This is a genomic window from Leucobacter sp. cx-328 (assembly GCF_014530035.1).
Lineage (GTDB): Bacteria > Actinomycetota > Actinomycetes > Actinomycetales > Microbacteriaceae > Leucobacter.
Genome location: NZ_JACVMX010000001.1, coordinates 287,073 through 305,326 on the forward strand (window position 1 = coordinate 287,073; position 18,254 = coordinate 305,326).

12 protein-coding genes and 1 tRNA gene are annotated in these 18,254 nt (G+C 63.3%); 6 read left to right on the forward strand and 7 right to left on the reverse strand.

All coding sequences use genetic code 11. The features are described 5' to 3' along the window. The first annotated feature begins 205 nt into the window (after window positions 1–205). The 4 genes from typA to ICL81_RS01220 all read left to right on the forward strand — a co-directional run bounded on the left by typA (window position 206) and on the right by ICL81_RS01220 (window position 3,979). The gene (typA, locus tag ICL81_RS01205) at window positions 206–2,110 is read left to right on the forward strand and encodes a translational GTPase TypA (protein WP_188033175.1); all 1,905 of its coding nucleotides are present in this window, start codon (window positions 206–208) and stop codon (window positions 2,108–2,110) included. A 202-nt stretch (window positions 2,111–2,312) separates the two neighbouring features. Next, a tRNA-Pro gene (locus ICL81_RS01210) sits at window positions 2,313–2,389 on the forward strand. A gap of 176 nt (window positions 2,390–2,565) precedes the next feature. Continuing rightward, complete coding sequence (locus tag ICL81_RS01215) at window positions 2,566–2,793, forward strand: AlpA family transcriptional regulator (protein ID WP_124973983.1); 228 nt, start codon at window positions 2,566–2,568, stop codon at window positions 2,791–2,793. A gap of 4 nt (window positions 2,794–2,797) precedes the next feature. Then, window positions 2,798–3,979: a tyrosine-type recombinase/integrase gene (locus ICL81_RS01220; protein WP_124973985.1), complete on the forward strand. Its 1,182-nt coding sequence runs from the start codon at window positions 2,798–2,800 to the stop codon at window positions 3,977–3,979. Window positions 3,980–4,059: 80 nt separating this feature from the next. Here ICL81_RS01220 and ICL81_RS01225 read toward each other — a convergent pair whose 3' ends face one another. From ICL81_RS01225 to ICL81_RS01250, 7 genes are all read right to left on the reverse strand, one after another. Then, window positions 4,060–4,692, reverse strand: coding sequence for a hypothetical protein (locus tag ICL81_RS01225; RefSeq protein ID WP_251381603.1), 633 nt, complete (start codon window positions 4,690–4,692; stop codon window positions 4,060–4,062). Continuing rightward, window positions 4,689–5,207 (reverse strand): hypothetical protein, encoded by a 519-nt coding sequence (locus ICL81_RS01230; protein ID WP_124973987.1) that lies wholly within the window; start codon window positions 5,205–5,207, stop codon window positions 4,689–4,691. The genes ICL81_RS01225 and ICL81_RS01230 overlap by 4 nt, the downstream gene beginning before the upstream one ends. A 74-nt stretch (window positions 5,208–5,281) precedes the next feature. Then, entirely contained in the window at window positions 5,282–10,318 is a 5,037-nt protein-coding gene (locus tag ICL81_RS01235; protein WP_223160504.1) for a helicase, read from the reverse strand. 47 nt (window positions 10,319–10,365) lie between these two features. After that, window positions 10,366–10,920, reverse strand: a complete 555-nt coding sequence (locus tag ICL81_RS11825; RefSeq protein WP_223160505.1) for a hypothetical protein — start codon at window positions 10,918–10,920, stop codon at window positions 10,366–10,368. 107 nt (window positions 10,921–11,027) lie between these two features. Continuing rightward, a complete protein-coding gene (locus ICL81_RS01240) occupies window positions 11,028–12,812 on the reverse strand; it encodes a type IV secretory system conjugative DNA transfer family protein (RefSeq protein ID WP_188033177.1) in 1,785 nt (594 codons plus the stop codon). Then, entirely contained in the window at window positions 12,809–13,339 is a 531-nt protein-coding gene (locus ICL81_RS01245; protein ID WP_188033178.1) for a hypothetical protein, read from the reverse strand. The genes ICL81_RS01240 and ICL81_RS01245 overlap by 4 nt, the downstream gene beginning before the upstream one ends. Window positions 13,340–13,513: 174 nt before the next feature. Next, the gene (locus tag ICL81_RS01250; protein WP_188033179.1) at window positions 13,514–16,498 is read right to left on the reverse strand and encodes a hypothetical protein; all 2,985 of its coding nucleotides are present in this window, start codon (window positions 16,496–16,498) and stop codon (window positions 13,514–13,516) included. A gap of 307 nt (window positions 16,499–16,805) precedes the next feature. On the opposite strand from ICL81_RS01250, the gene ICL81_RS01255 reads away from it, so the two are divergent. Together ICL81_RS01255 and ICL81_RS01260 are read left to right on the forward strand one after the other, a co-directional pair. After that, the gene (locus ICL81_RS01255; RefSeq protein ID WP_188033180.1) at window positions 16,806–17,885 is read left to right on the forward strand and encodes a tyrosine-type recombinase/integrase; all 1,080 of its coding nucleotides are present in this window, start codon (window positions 16,806–16,808) and stop codon (window positions 17,883–17,885) included. A 7-nt stretch (window positions 17,886–17,892) separates the two neighbouring features. Continuing rightward, window positions 17,893–18,219, forward strand: a complete 327-nt coding sequence (locus ICL81_RS01260; protein WP_097784351.1) for a helix-turn-helix transcriptional regulator — start codon at window positions 17,893–17,895, stop codon at window positions 18,217–18,219. Window positions 18,220–18,254: the final 35 nt, after the last annotated feature.

Genomic DNA, 18,254 nt, shown 5'->3' on the forward strand with positions numbered 1-18,254 from the left:
AAGTGGCTGATTGGCGTTATGCGCTCATCAGCCACTTTTTGTTCCCAGGTCGCCTAGACTGTGATCGAACAAGCCTTTTCCGAGAAAAGTTCAGAAAGGCTTGTGTAGAATAGTGCGTCGGCTTCTTTCAGGCTGCTGCGATCTCTCGCACGGTCATAGGCACCCGCCGCCGACCCTCCGCATGTCTCGTTAGGATCCCACCTTTATGGCTCTCGCAACACGCGAAGACCTTCGCAATGTCGCTATCGTCGCACACGTCGATCACGGCAAGACCACCCTCGTCAACGCAATGCTGACGCAGACGAACTCGTTCGATGCGCACGAAGAAGTCGGCGACCGCGTCATGGACTCGAACGATCTCGAGCGCGAAAAGGGCATCACGATCCTCGCGAAGAACACCGCGATTTCTTACGAGGGTGACCACGCGACCAACGGCCCCGTCACGATTAACGTGATCGATACCCCGGGTCACGCTGACTTCGGTGGCGAGGTTGAGCGCGCACTCTCGATGGTTGACGGCGTTGTGCTGCTCGTTGACTCGGCTGAGGGCCCCATGCCCCAGACCCGCTTCGTGCTGCGTAAGGCACTCGAGGCTCGCCTTCCGGTGATCCTCGCTATCAACAAGACCGACCGTAGCGATGCTCGCATCGAGGGCGTCGAGAGCGATGCTCAGGACCTCCTCCTCGGCCTGGCTTCGGACCTCGCAGAAGATCACCCCGACATCGACATCGACTCGGTGCTCGAGGTTCCCACTGTGTACCTCTCGGGCCGTGCAGGCGTTGCTTCGCACAACCGTCCCGCAGACGGCACCCTGCCTGACAAGGAAAACCTTGAGGACCTGTTCCAGGTCATCCTTGAGCGCGTTCCTGCTCCCACCTACGATGACGAGCACGTTCTCCAGGCACACGTCACCAACCTTGACTCGTCGCCGTTCCTCGGCCGTATCGCGCTGCTTCGCGTGCACCACGGCGAGATCCACAAGGGCGAGAACGTCGTCTGGATCAAGCACGATGGCACCACTCAGAACGTGCGCATCACCGAGCTCATGCTCACCAAGGCACTCACCCGTTACCCTGCTGAAAAGGCAGGCCCCGGTGACATCGTTGCAATTGCTGGTATCGAAGACATCACCATTGGTGAGACCATCGCAGATGCAAGCAACCCGATCGCGCTCCCGACCATCACGGTCGATGAGCCCGCGATCTCGATGACCATTGGTGCAAACACCTCGCCGCTCGTTGGCAAGGTCAAGGGCCACAAGCTCACCGCTCGTATGATCAAGGATCGCCTTGATCGTGAGCTCATTGGTAACGTATCGCTGCGCGTTCTCGACACCGAGCGTCCCGACGCTTGGGAAGTACAGGGTCGTGGCGAGCTCGCTCTCTCGATCCTCGTTGAGAACATGCGTCGCGAAGGCTTCGAGCTCACCGTTGGCAAGCCCCAGGTTGTGACCAAGCAGGTCGACGGTAAGACTCACGAGCCTTACGAGCACCTCACCATCGATACTCCTGAAGAGCACCTCGGTGCAATCACCCAGCTCCTCGCTGCTCGTAAGGGCCGCATGGAGAACATGGTGAACAACGGCACCGGTTGGGTCCGTATGGAGTTCATCGTTCCTTCGCGTGGCCTCATTGGCTTCCGTTCGGAATTCATGACCGAGACTCGCGGCACCGGCATCGCAAACGCGATCGCACACGGCTACGCAGAGTGGGCTGGCCAGATTGTGACGCGTCACAATGGTTCGATCGTTGCTGACCGTGCGGGTGTTGTTACCCCGTTCTCGATGATCAACCTCCAGGAGCGTATGTCGTTCTTCGTCGAGCCGACGCAGGAAGTCTACGAAGGCATGGTTATCGGTGAGAACTCGCGTTCGGAAGACATGGACGTGAACATCACCAAGGAGAAGAAGCTGACGAACATGCGTTCGGCAAATGCTGACAACTTCGAGTCGATGACCCCGCCCCGTCGCCTCACCCTCGAGGAATGCCTCGAATTCGCTCGTGAAGACGAGTGCGTTGAGGTCACCCCCGAGCACGTGCGTATTCGTAAGCTCGTACTTGATTCGACCTTGCGTGCACGTACCGCTTCGCGCAACAAGAACCAGAAGTAATTCGCTTCTGCGCTTGAGCGTTCTGGCTGGCTAGCCGCTGGCTGACACTGTGCCCGGTCTCCCTGTTGGGGGACCGGGCACAGTGCGTTTGAGGAGGAGAGTGGCGGATTGTCGCGGATCGCCCGGGTTTGTATGAAACGCGGCCTCGTTTTCGTGTTTTCGGTGTCGACCACTAAACTAAAACCTGCGTGCAAACGCAAATCGGGATGTGGCGCAGCTTGGTAGCGCACGTCGTTCGGGACGACGGGGTCGCAGGTTCAAATCCTGTCATCCCGACCACTAGGCCGCGGAAACTCAACGGTTTCCGCGGCCTTTGAGGTTTCTGAAATTGAACCGTCCACGTAAAACCCATGTAAAACCCGATCCCGACACCCTCCCTGGGGCATGGCTCTCCAACCGAGAATGGTTGCTCCAGGTTGACCCTGTTTCTTGTCTGACTAGCGCACCTCGCTGGCATGGATACGAAGCCCACCCCTCACCGCTCCCTCGAACCGCTGTTCGACATCACCGAGCTTGCCGACTATCTCGGGGTTCCGGTCTCGACGCTCTACGACTGGAGGGCACGCGGACTCGGCCCTCGCGCCTACCGCTTCGGCAAGCGGCTGAAGTTCGCGCTCTCCGATGTGCAGAACTGGATGGAGACGCAGCGCGATCCCGGCAGCCTCGAATCGGATCGGGGGTGAACTGATGAGCAGGCCACGTCTCCCCATCGGTACCTTCGGTGACATCTGGTTCATCTCTAGGCCGAACAATCGCGTTGAGGCGCGCGCAAATATGCGAGATTGGGATGGAGTCACCCGCCCCGTGCAGGCCACCGCTGCGACGAAGAGAGCTGCCGAGGCTGCGCTTAAGGTGAAGCTCGCTGAGCGCACTCAATTCCAGCCTTCAAACCTGACCCTCACGCCAGACAGCCCGTTTACTGAACTCGTGACCTACTGGCTTGAAGACCTGGAACTTGAAGATCATCTTGCCAAGGCCACCAAGCAGCTCTACGAGCGGAACATGCGAACTCTCGTACTCCCCGCGTTCAAAGACTTCACGCTGCGGGAGATTGGCGTTGCTCGCTGTGACCGGCACATTAAACAGCTTGCCCGCCAGAGCTACAATCGCGCGAAGCAGGCGCGCAACGTCATGCGTCTCGCTTTCGGGCTTGCCGTGCGGCATGAGGTTCTGCCACGTAACCCGATGGACGGCATCGCCAAACTGCGGAAGCCACAACACACTCCTGATGCGTTGACCCCGGCTGAGGTAAACGCGGTGCGTGCCGCAATCGCTCATTGGGAAACTGGCCTTTCATCGTCTGGCCCAAAGCCTGACGGTCAGCTTGGGCAGATTGTTGAGGTGCTGCTGGGCACTTCCAGTCGTATCGGAGAGGCGCTGGCTTTCCGGCGTATGGATGTCGATGTGGCTTCGGCTGTGCCGACGATGGAGGTTGCGGGCACGATCGTTTGCCCGAAGGGTGAGCCGGTGCAACGCCAGGATCATCCGAAGACCTCGAAGTCGAAGCGCACGGCAGCGATTCCTTCGTTCACTGCCGAAGCAGTACGCAGCCGCCTGAGCAAACTCACCGATACCTCGCGAGAGGCACTGCTGTTCTGCTCTCGCGAGGGCACTCCGCTCTCTCCGGCGAATGTGCGCCGTCAACTTCGTCAGGCTTTGAACCTGGCAGGACTCTCGGGTATCACTCCGCATATGTTCCGCCGAACCGTCGCCACCGCAGTGAGCGAGGCGGCAGACGTGGAACTTGCCGCCGAACTGCTCGGGCACACTGATCCAAGAATCACGATCCAGCACTACATTCGCCGCAACCAGATGGTGAATGCGAAGACTGCCGAGATTCTTGAGAGTGCATTCGCGAAGCCAGAGTAGAACTCAGGAGGAATGGTTGAGGCCCCGAGACAAACATCGGGGCCTCAGCCATTTCTGCAGTTCAGTTGGCGTCGCTTGGCTCACACGGGGTTGCAGGAACGTGAAGACTCATCTTCAGCGAGAAGCTTGAAGTAAGCATCTTCGTCGGCACGGCGCGAAGCCACATCGGCTTTGACGAACTCTACGAAGTCGGAGTCGCGGTCAACGATGGGGGCCTCCGCCGCCGCAGGGTACGGGGTGTCGCCCGGCCAAGTGGTTTGCCGTGTGGGGCGGTCACGGTCGATGCGGGTGCCGGAGGCCTGCACCCATTCGCGCAGGCGCATCCGAGCTTCAGTGAAGTCGCGGTGCCAGGTGATCGGGCCGCTGGCGTGCTGTTCAGGATCGTAGGCACCGAGCCAGTGACAATGCAGCGCCGAGAGTTCCCATACCAACTCGGGGTGTCGGTGCCACAGCGGGGGCAGCACTGCCGGTGTGAGACCGTAGGAGAGTTTCAGCCAGGAGACCCAGCTGTTGAGTTCGAGCCACTCGATCTCGGCTTGTTCGCTGGTGAGTAGGTTCCAGTTGATCGGTCGCGGAGGTGCGCTCACTCTGCCGCCCGCATTCACCGGGGTACCGAGACGTGGCAACTCTCGTGATGTCGATGCCGATGAATCTGGTTCGACTGCCTCCGGGGCGGGAGGAAGTTCACTCGGATCCATGACGTCCTCGCTCATCGACTCACGCCGACTGATGCCGCGTTCATGTGCGTGGTGCGGCGCGGCTCAGGATGCGCGCTAACTGCCGTCGAGTGCTCCTGCGCGGTGCTGAGTGCCTGCCTCATCGCGGTCTGCTCTACCGCACGCTGTTCGGTGCGGGGGCTGCGGTCGACCGTGTAACGGGTGCGTCGGGTGTTGTGGCCGATCTGCTTGATCTCGAAGCGTTCCTTGCCCGTCTGCTCGCTGACTCGCACCACCCCCTGCGCGATGAACGAGTCGCCCTTGTGGTACTGAGCGAGGATTGTCTCGGCAGCACCCCAGTACGCGGTGAGCGCGTGAAAGGTTGGCTCTTCCTTGATCGTGCTGCCCGTCTCGGGATCGTGAACGAATCGCTCGGTGCCGTAGCGGGCATAGATTTTGGGTGCGCCGTCGCGGGTCTTGCTGGGCTTCGGGTCGGTTGCAAAGAACCCGACGATCGCATCGAGGGTTTCGATCGGCTCAGATGCGGGGGCCGGTTCGCTGCTGTCGTTCATTGGGGTTCTCCTTGCCTGTAGCACCGCGCCTCCGCGCGGCAACAAGGAGGTGAGGTCGCCACCCCGAGAAGCGATTACCGCCCGATCTGCAACCCAGACGGTCTCGGCGGCACCGGGGCGAACGCGCTGGGAGCAGCAGCCGGAGCATGGGGTCGCTGCTGCTCGGGATCGGAGCGCACCCCGCCCAGTGGCTGATACGCGCGCACCGCCTCAACCGTGAGTTCCGGGCGAGACGGCGAAGCCGAGACCCGCTCAGGCTCTGGGGAGGGTTCCTCCGGGGTTTGCCGCTGCATAACGGCGATCTTCTTCTCGACCTTCTCGAGGTCGGCCTCAGCCGCAGAGAGCGCGAGGGCATGCTTGAACGGTTGCCCGAGACGCTGCTCGGCATCCTGCCGGGTCTGTTCGGCTCGCGCTAGATCCTGTTCGGCTTCGGCCAACAGCTTCGGGAGTGCAGCCATACGATTCTCGATCCGCTGGATCAGACCGACACCGCCTTGCAGGAACGAGTCTCGGGTGACAGTAAACGATCCCCTCGGTACTCCGTGCAAGCTGGTACGCACGAGCACGTCTCCGGCCATTTCGGGCACGAGCTCGCAGCTGATGTCGAAGCCGCCGATCCGCCCGATCACGCCGTAGTCCTGTGCTTGGTGACGCCCTGCGTATTGCATGTTCGCTTGCCTTGCCCATCCCATGAGCGCGTGGCCGGCATCGCTACGCGAATCGTAGAAGCGGCCTTGGATCGTGATGCGGAACTTCTCGGCCGTGGTGTCGATCATGTTCGGGATCGCTGCCCGTATCCCGTCGATGTCATCGGCAGCACGGGCAGCGTCTTGAACTGCCTGGGAACGGGTGTATTCGAGCATCCGCTCGTTGTTCTGGTGCGCCCGGTCGAGTCGTCGCAGCCGGGTAACTTCACTCTGAAGATTGGCCTGATCGAGCAACAGTGGGTTGCCGGACGAGATGGCTTTCGCCTCGGCAGCGGTGAGCGAGGCTGAGTCGATTTCTTCGATCTCGCGTACGTCCAGCCTGCCGCGCATCACCTGTGAAATGAACTTCGCTTTACGCTCAACGCCCTGCCACATATACGAGTCGAAAGAACGCTCGGTGACGAGCCTGACGATTGCGACTTCCTCATTCTGGTTGCCTTGCCGCAGAATCCGGCCCTCGCGTTGCGCAATATCAGAGGGTCGCCAAGGGCAGTCGAGGTGATAGAGCGCGATGGCTCGTGCTTGAACGTTCGTGCCGACGCCCATGCGTTCGGTGGAACCGAGAAGTACAGAGATGTGTCCGGCGCGGGCAGCCGCGAACAGGCGACCTTTCTCGAGGTCGTTGCGGGCCTCGTGAATGAACCGGATACCCTCGGCAGGCATCCCACGGTAGATGAGTTGGGTGCGCAGTTCCTCGTACACGTTCCACCGCTCCTTGTTCGGTGTCGAGAGGTCGGAGAACACCAACTGCATCGCACCTTTGATCGGCGATGGCTCGCCGGTCACCGTATCGAGGTACTCGGTATCTCGGGTGTTCTCCCAGGTGCGGAAGATCATGTCGGCCGCGACGTCGACCTTGGTAGGGCCGGAGGGATCGTCAGAGATGGTCAGCCGCATATCGAGTGCGGCTTTCCTGCCGTCGCTGGTGACCGAGAGCATGTTGTCCTCGCGCGGGTCAACACTGCCGGAGGCAATCATCTCGGCACGTTCACCGAGGGTCTTCACGAACGCCACCAGTTCGGACGATGGGGCTACGCCTCTGGTGAGCGGGGCACGGTTGCCATCGTCGCGAATGCGAATGTCGGGAACGGGGAGCTTCAGATCTTCGGCGGTTTTCACGTCGGCGAACGTCGACCACATGCGGAGCATTTCGGGTACGTTCTGGAACTTCGCGAATCGCGTCTTCATCCTGAATGACGCACCCGTGGGAGACATCTCCATCTGCGTGACTGTCTCGCCAAAGGTCGCCGCCCATGCGTCGAAGCTCTCACCGATTCCGGCAGCATGGAACAGGTCTGGGCGCAGGTAGCGCTGCATCACATACGCTTCGGTGATGGAGTTCGAGATTGGCGTCGCCGTCGCAGCGGTCACGATCCTTGTCTTCCCCGTCGAACGGAGATACTCGAGCTTCATGTGAAGATCGGAAGCGCGCTCTGACCCGGTGATCGAGGCGTCTCGAATGTTCGACGGTGTGGCAAGGTTCTTGAAAAGGTGCGATTCGTCCACGATGACGTAGTCGATACCGGTGTCCTCGAAGTTGATGCCCGGATCGCGGGGTTTGTCTGCGAGCTTCTTGAGGCGTTCCTCGGCCATTGTGAGGGCGCGCTGCATCCGCTTCACACTGATGCGATCTTCCTTGTCGGCGGCTTCGAGCGCGGTGCGGAGAGCGTCGAGTTGCCGGTCACGATACTCATGTTCGGTATCGACCCGCAGTGGCACGCGCTCGAACGCGGAGTGCGTCATGATGATCGCATCCCACTCGTTCGCCGCTGCCCGCGCGACGAACGCTCGCCGCCGATCCCGCGTCACATCCTGGCTCGACGCTGTGAGAATCTTCGCGTTCGGATACAACTGCAACCACTCACGCGAGAACTGCTCCAACATATGATTCGGCACCGAGACAACGGGCTTGTTGATGAGGCCCATACGTCGCATCTCCATCGCCCCGCACACCATCTCAGCGGTCTTCCCTGCACCGACCTCATGGAAGAGACCGACGGACGGTTCTGCGACCATCCGGGCTACCGCTGCGCGCTGGTGCGGGCGCAGCGTGATCGTGTTCGCAGCAAGCCCTGGAAATGTGAGATAGTCGGCAGCGCCCGTGTAGTCGCGGAGCGCGATGCACGCGAACCTGCGGTTGTAGCCGTCTACCAGGGTGCGGGCGCGCTCGGGGTCTTCCCACACCCATTCAGCGAACCGCTCCTGTAGCTGGTTCGCCTTTTCCTGTGCGGCTGCTGTCTCGGTGGGGTTGAGTACCTGCCGTTCTTTGCCCTCTATGTCCTTTTCGGTGTCGTAGACGAGGATGGGTCGCTGCTCAGCGAGCGCTTCAAGCAGAACGGGCGCGGAGCGACGCTCGGTGCCCCATTCGGAGGTTGATCGGATACCGTGCCTGCCGCCCTTCACCTGCCACATGCCTGGCACCGGGTTCTCGACCACGACATCACGGGCCTGCAGAAGCTCGGTGAGGAACTGCTGGTGAATCTGCGCGCTGATCCACACCGCTCCGATCCTCGGCGTGATGTCTTCAGCGCCGAGCGGTTCGGGCTTCACTTGTTCCAGTGCGGTGATGTTCACCGCGAACTCGGGATCACGCTCTGCACGCTGACGGGCAGCGTCGAGCTTTTCGTAGATGTCACCCGAAAGGTACGCCGGGGCGTGGATCAGTTCATCGGTCACCGGATCGGTGAACACCAGGCCGTCAAGTGCGCCGCGAGCCTCCGGCTCGCTCATGCCGAGCAGATCGGCGATCAGGATCAGGTCGATCCCGCCGGTACGGTCGAGACTCACCGCTACCGCGTCCGCAGGGGTCTCCACTCCTTGAATCTCAGGCCTGGGCACCACGACCCGCTCGCTCAGCAATGTCGCCGGAGTCGCTTCTTGAGTGGTTTCCTCGAAGTTCTCGAGCGCGAGCACGAGCGGCCCGAACGGGTCGCTGCGCAGCAGTCTGATCGGGGTCGGCACCGTGCGCGCGTACTTCGGGTTGCCGTCCTCATCGAATCGCCCGGTACTGCGCAGCTTGTAGCGATTCAGCGCCCCATAGACGCCGACATACTTCTGGTAGGAGCGGCGTAGCTGTTCGCGTGCCTGATCGAGTTCAGGGGTGTCATCGAGGGAGTGCGCCTCCATCGTGAGCAGCGTCGACGCTTGATCCCGCAAACTGAGTAGCGCTCGTAGCTCTCGCGCCGCTGACTTCGCGACCTTGAATGGCACGACTGCGCCTACGGCGACCACGCCGAAGCTGCCATTGTCGTGCGGCACGATTGACCCATCCCATCGGCCAGGCTCCGACGGCACGAATGCCGCGCGCCTTGCCTCGACCTCCGGTGCGGCCTCGGTCAGTGTCAAATCCTCGCGACGTGCTTGGAATGTCAGCTGGTCGAGTGCGTTTTGCAGGTGCTCGGCGGCGTGCTCGTGGTCGCCTTTCACGACGAGGGTGAGTGCCGAATAGAGGCCGTGCTGCATCCCGATCTCGCCGAGCACCATCTCCGGGTGTTCGTCAAAGTAGCGGTTCAGGTTCAACGGTTTCCCGTCGAAGTCGAGCTGCGTCACCGTCTCCCAAGTGAGATCGCGCGGTGGTTCACCGTCTGCGCGGCGACGGAACAGTAAGAGGTCGGTGACGATCTCGGTGCCCGCGATCCTGCGGTGCGCTCCGCTCGGCATCCTGACCGCGCCGATGAGGTCAGCGACTGCGTTCATCTCCCGGCGTGGGCCAGGGTTCCTGGCGTCGAGCGTGTAAAAGGAAGTGAGTACCGCCATCAGCCCGCCAGGCCGCAAGAGCCTCAGCGACTTGATGATGAAGTGGTTGTGGATCGCATACTCAGAGGCGTTGTACACCCGGTCATGCAACTGGATCTTCCCGTAGGGCACGTTGCCCACCGCAACGTCGAATGTGCCCTCGGGGAATCGGGAGTCTGCGAACGACTCGGTGCGAATATTTGCGTCGGGGTAGAGTGCGCGACTGATCGCCGCCGTCATCGGGTCAAGCTCCACGCCAGTCGCATGGGCACCTTCGGGTGCGAGACCGATGAACGTACCGGATCCGCTACCCGGTTCGAGCACGCGACCGCCCGAGAAACCGAGGTCTCCTAGCGCCCGCCATATCTCACGCACGACATCGGGGTCGGTGTAGTGCGCGTTCATCGTCGTGCGGGCCGCAGCCCGCCACTCGTCTTCACTGAGCAGTTCGCGCAGCTCGGCGCGCTCTTTCTCCCACTCCGGTTTTGACGTATCGAACACGTCTGCCACCGCACCCCAGCTCGACCAGCGTGCGAGCATCGTCTGCTCAGCCTCCGTGGCCGGCCGTTGCTCCGCTTCAAGCTGCCGCAATAGCCGGATCGCGGCGATGTTTGCGTGGTAGCGGCTCTTCGCACCGCTCGGCGGGCGCGCATCTGCTGCGCCCGGCACAAACCGGGGTGCAGCCAGACGGGGCGCTGCTGGCTCGAGGGTTTCGGCTACTGGACTTCGCGGAGGAAGCGAATATTCGCTGCTTCTTCCATGATCCCCTGATACTCCTCCAGGTAGCGGTAGGGGTTCTCCGATCCGATCAGGCCCTCGAAGAACCACATCGGGATCGCCCATTCCTGAGCTATCTCTTCCAGTTCCTCGGTCGAGTAGATCGGGTACGGGCTGTCCTGAATCCGATCGACGATCATCATCAGCCCCTCGTCCATCGGCCGGGTGTCCTCCCACTCCTGTCGAGCCTCGGTCAGAGTCAGCGAGGGATCGCTCATCCATGCGAGTTGATGAGCCATGGCGATCTCCTCCGCTATCTTCCGGGCCGTGGTCAGCAGTGCGACCTGGGTGAGATAATCCTCCCTCGCTTCGGGCATTTCCGCCAGCATCACGCGCGCCATGTCCTCGCTCAGCGAACTCACTTCCCCCAGCACTTCGGTTCCAATCTCCGAAAAGCGTGTCTCCAGATCCTCGCTCGAAGCCGCCAAGGTCTTCATGTGGTTCGGGGCGTACCTCTCCCAATGTGCCCTGATCCGGTGCGCGTAGTGCGTCATTGAGCTCACCTGCTTCTCGTGTGCCAGCTTCAGCAATCTGTGCGTCAGCGGTTGTTTCGTCCAGACCCCAGAGGTCGAGCTCAAGCTGATCTGGTGGCGGCTGCCGTCTACGCCTCGCCATCGGAAGCACCGCCTCTCAACGTGGATTCGAGCCGCGCCCGATCCGAGCGAAGCTGCGCCGCATCGTTACGCGCTGTCCAAGGCCGCAGATCGGTAATGATCGGGGGTGCGGCACGCAGCAGCGTCACGCCCGTACCGAACGGGATCATGCGCAGCTTCTCTGGCGGCATGATCGGCACCCTGCGGATCGACCGCTGCGAGGAACGCTCACCGAACGCGCCCATCGTGATCGAATCGGTGTGCTCATCGCGTTCACCCAACAGGGCGGAAAGGTCTTGCAGGTCGCGCGTGTTCGACGCGCCACCGAGAATCACTTTCACGATCGACGCATCCCAGATCGCGTTCGCAGAGTTGTCACCCCATTTCTCTCGCGCCTGCGCGAGCGATTGCAGAATCGGCACCGTCGTAATGCCGGTGCCACCGCCCTCAGCCATCAGCGTCGGAAGCGACGGTAGCGGCGCGATGTTCGCTATCTCATCGAGCACCAGCGCCAGCGGAGGGTCGAGCCGGGCACCAGCAGAGACCGCCGCCTGACGGCGGGCGGTCTCCACGATGTCTTCCACAAGCGCCGCCACCAGGGAGGCTGACGCGCCAGCCCCGGCTCCGGTCGCAAGCAGATACAGGGTACCCCGATCAGCGAGGAACTGCGCCGGATTGAACTCTTCCCCAGGGCTGGGTGAGACGGTATCGAGCACGCGCGGGTCGGCGAGCGCGGCAAGACTGAGCGCGACACCCTGCCAGATGCTGTCGCGTGTTCTCGGGTCAGCGTCGATCACGCCGCCGAGCGCGTTAGCCCACCCAGACGCCGCATGAGGCGTGCTTTCAAGGATGGTGACGGCCTCAGCGGCAGCGGCAGGATCGAGCGTCCACCTGAACAACTCTGATGTGGGCCGCTCGTCGAGTGCGGCAGCGTGCAGCAGCGACTGCAACGCCACCCGAGTTTTCGCCTCCCAGAAGCCGCCATTCTCGGTATCGCCAGAAGCCAGCCCGGTCGCGGAAGCGAGGCCGGTGGCGCGGATCATCGCGGTGAGAGGGTCGGTGCAACCCCGCACCGGCGACCATCTCATTCCCGCAGGAATACCATCGGCGAGGCGTTGCGGATCGAACACCGCCACCGGCCGTTCGCCTCTCCTGCGCGCCTCGAGCGTCGCCGTCACATTATCCGGTCGCGTCGACGTCGTGACCACCGCGCCCGGAGCGTCAAGGATCATGTTGATCGCGAGATGCAAGCCCTTTCCAGAGCGGGGCGGGCCGAGCACGAGCATCGAGTCTTCGACCGACGCCCACACAGGTTTGCCGTGAGCGGAACCGAGACGGTAGCCAACATCAGAGGGTCGAGGAATGGCGAGCGTGGGGCGCAGGTTTGCGGCCCGGCGCATGAGCGCTTTCTCGGATGCTTGCGCCTCGATGTCTGCGCGGGTCGCGACGCCAACGATCCTGCGAGGATCGGCCTCTCGTCTTTTCTGGCCGCGACGCACAAGCGTCCACACCCACAATGCGATGCCGGAGATGAGACCCAGAAAGACGGCGGAGATGAACCAGTACACGACCGGGTTCAACCCTGGCGCGCCGAGCGCCGTACCAGGGTCGCCGGGAGTGAAGAGCACTCCGGCACCCGCCGCAATCCCAGCCTCCGGTGCAGGGTGGCCGGTCGCCCACGCGGTGACAGTGCCTGCGGCACGCAGCACGAGTGCAAGCGCGAACAGGGCGGCGAGGCCGACCATCGCGAAGTTGGTCAGCTCGTGCCCGTACCCGCCGACTTGCCGGTTCATGGTGTCGCCCGAACGAGTTGCATGGTGCCCGAGACTCGCCCAACCAGCAGCATCTCCTGCACGTTCGCCGGTATCTGATCCTGCGCCACAACCGCGTTGACCTGCCCGTCTGGGGCGGCGCTGCCGTAGCCGATGATCGGCGCGATCGCGACATCCTCGCCAGCGAGAAACCCGTGCCCTTGCACCGGCACCGGAGGCACCTGCCCTATCGGCACCGGAGCAGACACGGGAGCGACCGGAAGCGGCGCAGGGGCGCGCGGCGGCATCACAACGTCAGTGAATGTTGCGCCGTCGTACTCGGTGACGGTGACCTTGACCGCTGTGCCCAGGCTCGTGGTGATCGCTTCGAGCACTGCCGAGAACGCCTCCCTGCGCCAGGCCGGAGCATACGGTGGCGGCTCGTACACTTGCCCGTCGAGCAGCACCGTCATCGCCCCATCGGGCCGCACGCTCATCTGCACGAGCGGCAACCGAACCGGAGCACCAGCGGCGGCTTGTGGGGTGGGCTTCGCACTGTGCCGCTTCACCCGAACACCATCCGTTCGGAAGCACGACGGGCAGGGAAGAACAGGGGGCTGTGACATCTCATGCCAGGCATGTGCGACGGCAGACCCGAACCCGAAGAGCGGGAGTGCCGATGCAACACAGACGGGAGGCGCAACCGAGTTTCGGCTGCGCCTCCCGCTGGGGGTTGGGGATGCTTAGTTCATGAGTTCGTCGAGTTCGTTCTCCTTTCCATCAGTACCAGTGGGGTCTTCGGCTGCGGCTTCGCGTTCGCGCTGCTGAGCGAGGCGACGCCCGAACAACATCACGCCCGCTGCGGCGAGGATCGCGACGCCTGCGCCGATGCCGAGCGCCCACATGCCGCCGTTGTCGCCTCCGGTCACCGCCAGCTCAGGCGGAGCGGTGGGCTCGGTCACGACCTTGGTGGTCTCGTTCGGGGCACCGCAATGGCCGCGATGCAGCACGTCACCGTCCGGGCCGTACAGGGTCTCCACCCAGTAGTAGGTGCCGACGCGATCAAACACCACATCGTTCGAGCGGTAGTCGCCCGGCTCGTCGACCTCGATGGCCTCGGAGGTGAAGACCAGCTCGTCTGCGGTGCAGAGCGCCTCGCTGCCGTCCTGCCGGTAGGCCTCGAACTTCAGCGTGGAACCCTCGGGCACCTTACCTGTGACGGTCGCGACATCGTGAGCGGGATCACCGAGCAGCACCTCGGGCACCGCGTTCGTGACCACGCTCACTTCCTCAGGCTGCCCAGTGACCACGGTGGTCTCACCCGGAGCACCGCAACGCCCCTCGACGATCACTTCACCGTCTTTGTCGTACAGGGTCTCGACCCAGTAGACATGGCCGGGCTGGTCGACGCTCGTGGTGCCGGAGCGGTAGATGCCCGCCTGGGTGACAGGAATCTGCTCGCTCTCGAAGAACGGTGCGTCGCACTGCGGCTCAGCCTCGGGATCGACCGGGCCATGCGCCCGGAACACGAGGTATGCACCTTCGGGGATGTCGGTGCCCTGCACGAGCGCGAGATCCTCGAACGGTTCACCGACGCGCGCCTCGGGTGTCGCCTGCGTAATCACCGAGACCGGCTGCCGATCATCGGGCACGAAGAACCGCTCCCGAATATCGCCCGGCGAACTCGTGTGCGGCTGCACCCGGTCATCGCCCGCGAAGTGCGACACGATGACGTAGTAGCCGGGCTTCACCGGCTTGATCGCATCCTCATCCGTGTACCCGAGATGGTAGGTGCCGTTTCGTGCGGGCGTCGTGATCGACGTGAGCACCGGAGCATCCTCAAGATCGAGGTCATCGGTCAGCTCGTCCTCGGTCTTGAACGGCCCGTACACGGTGTGCACGACCTCGTCATGGTCGGCACCCCAGTAGCCGTCGCCCTCGAACTCGCTGTGATTCTCGGGGAACCCGCTTACCTCGATCCGGTCGAACGCGCGACCGCCTTTGAGATGCACGTTGTACTCCTTGACCTCGGAGACGATCTTGATCGGCCAGCGCACCGAGTGCGTCTCGATGCTGATGCCGTAGTCATCGGCCCAATCGGCGGCGAGGTAGGGGCGCACCCATTCGGGCTGGTCAGCGCGCTTCATCTCCCACACCCAGGTCACAAACCCCGCGTTCGGCAGCACGATCTCAGGGCTGGTGTAGGTGCTGGGGCCGGTCGCGGTGATTGTGACCGTCTCGATTACTCGCGCGTCAGCGGGCACTTGGCCGGCCTGTGCAGGGGGCAGCGTGCCGGGCACCTGATAGGCGGTGCCCTTGAAGATCACGGGGATGTGCTCGCCGTTGTGCTTGAGCCAGACCCCGTTGCTCGAGGACACGGTGATCGTGTCGGTCACCGTGTCGCCGGGGTTCACGAGCCGCTGGTCAGCGCGCGAGACCGCCTCGGGCTGGAACGGCACCACCGACGTCTCCGGCACGAGGCCGAAACGATCGGTGAAGCTCTCGGTGATGTACTTCGCGTTCTCGCCCTGCGCTGCTTTGTCGATCGACCAGACCCAGGTGTAAAAACCTGACTCGGGAGCGGTGATCGTGCCCGGCGACGTGTAGTTGCCGGGGCCGGTCAGGGTGAGCTTCTCCGTGCCTGCGACAGGCGCACCGCTCGGCGGCGCGTTCGCCTCGGCGGGCTGCGCGTCGAACGGGCCGTAGAGCGTACCGACGGCCTCGACCGGGATCGGGGAACCGTTGATGCGAATCCACGAGTGCTTCGTCACCGTCACATTCACGCCGTCAACGAACTGGTCGCCCGCCTGTACGAACTTCGATGCGACCTGCGTGGTCAGCTCGGGCTGGAAATCGAGCGGGATCACGGGCGACTGCGCGGCGGCTTTCACCGGCTCGAAGCTCGCTGCTGCGAGAATCCGCTGCTCGCCGGGAGTGTAGAACATATCCACCCCGGCACCCAGACCCGCAGCCTGTGACGAGAACGACGCACTCACACGGTACTCCGGCGCACCCTCAGCGGGGGTGCCGGTGATCGCGTGCGTGCCCGCACCGAGTGTCGCAGTAGTCGCACCGTTCGCAAACGTCGCATTGGTGAGCGTTACCGCGCCCGTGAGTGATCCTGGCGTGGTGCTGATCGTGAGGCGACCCTGGTACTGGTCGCTCATCTCGATACTCATCGACGCGGATGGCTTCGCCACCTCGTTGTCGGCGGCGGCCTGTCGCATTGCTGCGAGGTTTCCGAGCACCGTCGACCGCGCACCAGCCGGTACACGCTCGATGAAGTGTGCCTCGCCGCCGCGCGCGGCATAGGTGTCGTGGTCGGCGACATCCCACACGAACAGTTGTACCGCAGCCGTGATCGCCGGGTCTGACGATTCGCCCCAGGTGGCCATCACATAGTTCAGCTGCGCGAGTTGCCCCTCGGAGAGATTGTCGAGGGTGGTCTTCAGTTCGGGATGCTCGGTGTTCCCGTAGGGCGGCAGCGCGTCGATGTCCATGCAGTATGCCTGACGGCCGTGTGAGGAGAACGAGCCGAGCCACAACTGCTCATTCCCATATCCGACGCCCAGGGTCGCGGCCTGCGCAGCTGGGGCAGGCATCATGACGAGGCTCGATACGAGCATCAGCAGCGCCAGCAGCAAGGTGGCGAACTGTACTCGGAATCTTCGCTCCTGGGGATCGACCCTGGGCCGATCATCCGGTGGGCGGGTGGACGTGTAAGACATAGATCGCTCCTGACTCCTGTGTTGACAGGCCCCGCAATATGGCGGTGACCCGACAGCGAGGTAAGACAGAAACCCCGAGCACGAAGAAACGGTCTGAGAAGCACAGCACTTCTCAGACCGTTTGCGGAGATGAGCTTTTAATCTCTATGCGTTGAAGTTCCCGACCCGGTTCTGTGCCCCAGCGGCCTCGCTTCCCTTGTGGTTGCAAGTTCCCGTCACGCCTGACGCAAAATGAAAAACCTTCACTCTCAATGACGGTTCGTCGGTACGATTGACGTATGGTCGCCTCTCGTGAACTGCCGGGGTCATGAAGCTCGTCGCGCTGCGTGGCGGCGCTGCCGACGAGGTGCTGCGGACTGCCCAGGACGCGGAGGACTTCGAGCAGGAGATCGTTGACGAGCACGCGATCGCGATGGCTGCCGCTGGCCTCAGCGACGGCCATATCCAGGGCACCCGCCGGATCATCATCGAGTTCGCCCGTTCGCTGACGGGCCCGTTGTGGGAGGCGGGCTGCGCCGACGCGGACGCGTTCCTGGCCGAGCAGCGGCGCATGGGCCACGCGGTGAGCACGCGGGCGGGCAAGGCCGGGGCGCTGGCGCAGTTCTACGAGTTCGTCATCGCCCGCTATCAGGGCCAGATTCACCGCATGACCGGGGTGGTGGTCGAGCAGCCCATTGATGACTTCAACCGGCAGTCCGGTGCGTCGCTGGGCAAGGTGCGCGTGCCGCCGTCCGATGACGAGGTCGACGCGCTGTTCACGGGCTGGCGGCAGTCGATCCCGGACGCGCGGAAGTATCTCCCGGCCGCGCGTGACTACTTCGCCGCGTCGTTGTGGCGGCGGGTCGGGGTGCGGATCAACGAGACGGTGATGCTCGACATCCGCGACTGGCGGCCCGACCTCGGCGGGCTAGGGAAGCTGCATGTGCGGTTCGGGAAGGGCTCGCACGGGCGCGGCTTCAAGGCCCGCCTGGTGCCCGCGATCAACGGGGCCGACCAGCTCATCGACTGGTGGCTGGCCGAGGTGCGTCACCAGTTCGGCGACGACTGGGTCAACCCGGATGCGCCGATGCTGCCCTCCGAACGGTTCGATGAGGACCTGGGGCGCTGCGCCAGAGTGAGCGACTACTCGCTGCGGCGCGGCCTGACAATCCAGACCGAGCGGTTCCTGCCCGCGTGGGCGGGCCGGTTGACGCCTCATGTGCTGCGGCATTACTGCGCCTCGTCTCTGTATGGGAGCGGGATGGACTTGAAAGCGATCCAAGAGCTGCTGGGCCACCAGTGGCTGTCCACGACGTCGGGGTATGTCCACGTGCGTAGCGAGCATGTCGAGCTGGCCTGGCGCAACGCCAACCAGCGGGTCGAGGCCCGCTTCGCGGAAGAAAGGTGAATCGCCTGTGCAATGGAATTTGAGAATGCGAGCCGCCGAGCGCGGCATCTGGAAGTCCGCCGAGATGCGCCGCCGCCTCGCCGCGGCAGGACTGGAGATCAGCGCCGGGAAGATGTCGGGCTGGTGGGCCGGAACCCCCGCGACGATCCGTCTGGAAGAGCTCGACGTGCTCTGCTCGATCCTCGACTGCGCACCCTCTGACCTGATGACTCCCGAGCCCCAGAAGGTTGCGGCGAGGCGTCCGAGACAGGCCGAGACGGTGGGCGGTGAGAAGGAGGTCGGCCCGACGGTCTCGCCCCGCTTCGGTAAGCCCCGTTCCGAGCCGCCGCTGTGAGTCCAGCGCCGGGGCCGGAAGCGCGGCTGCGGGTA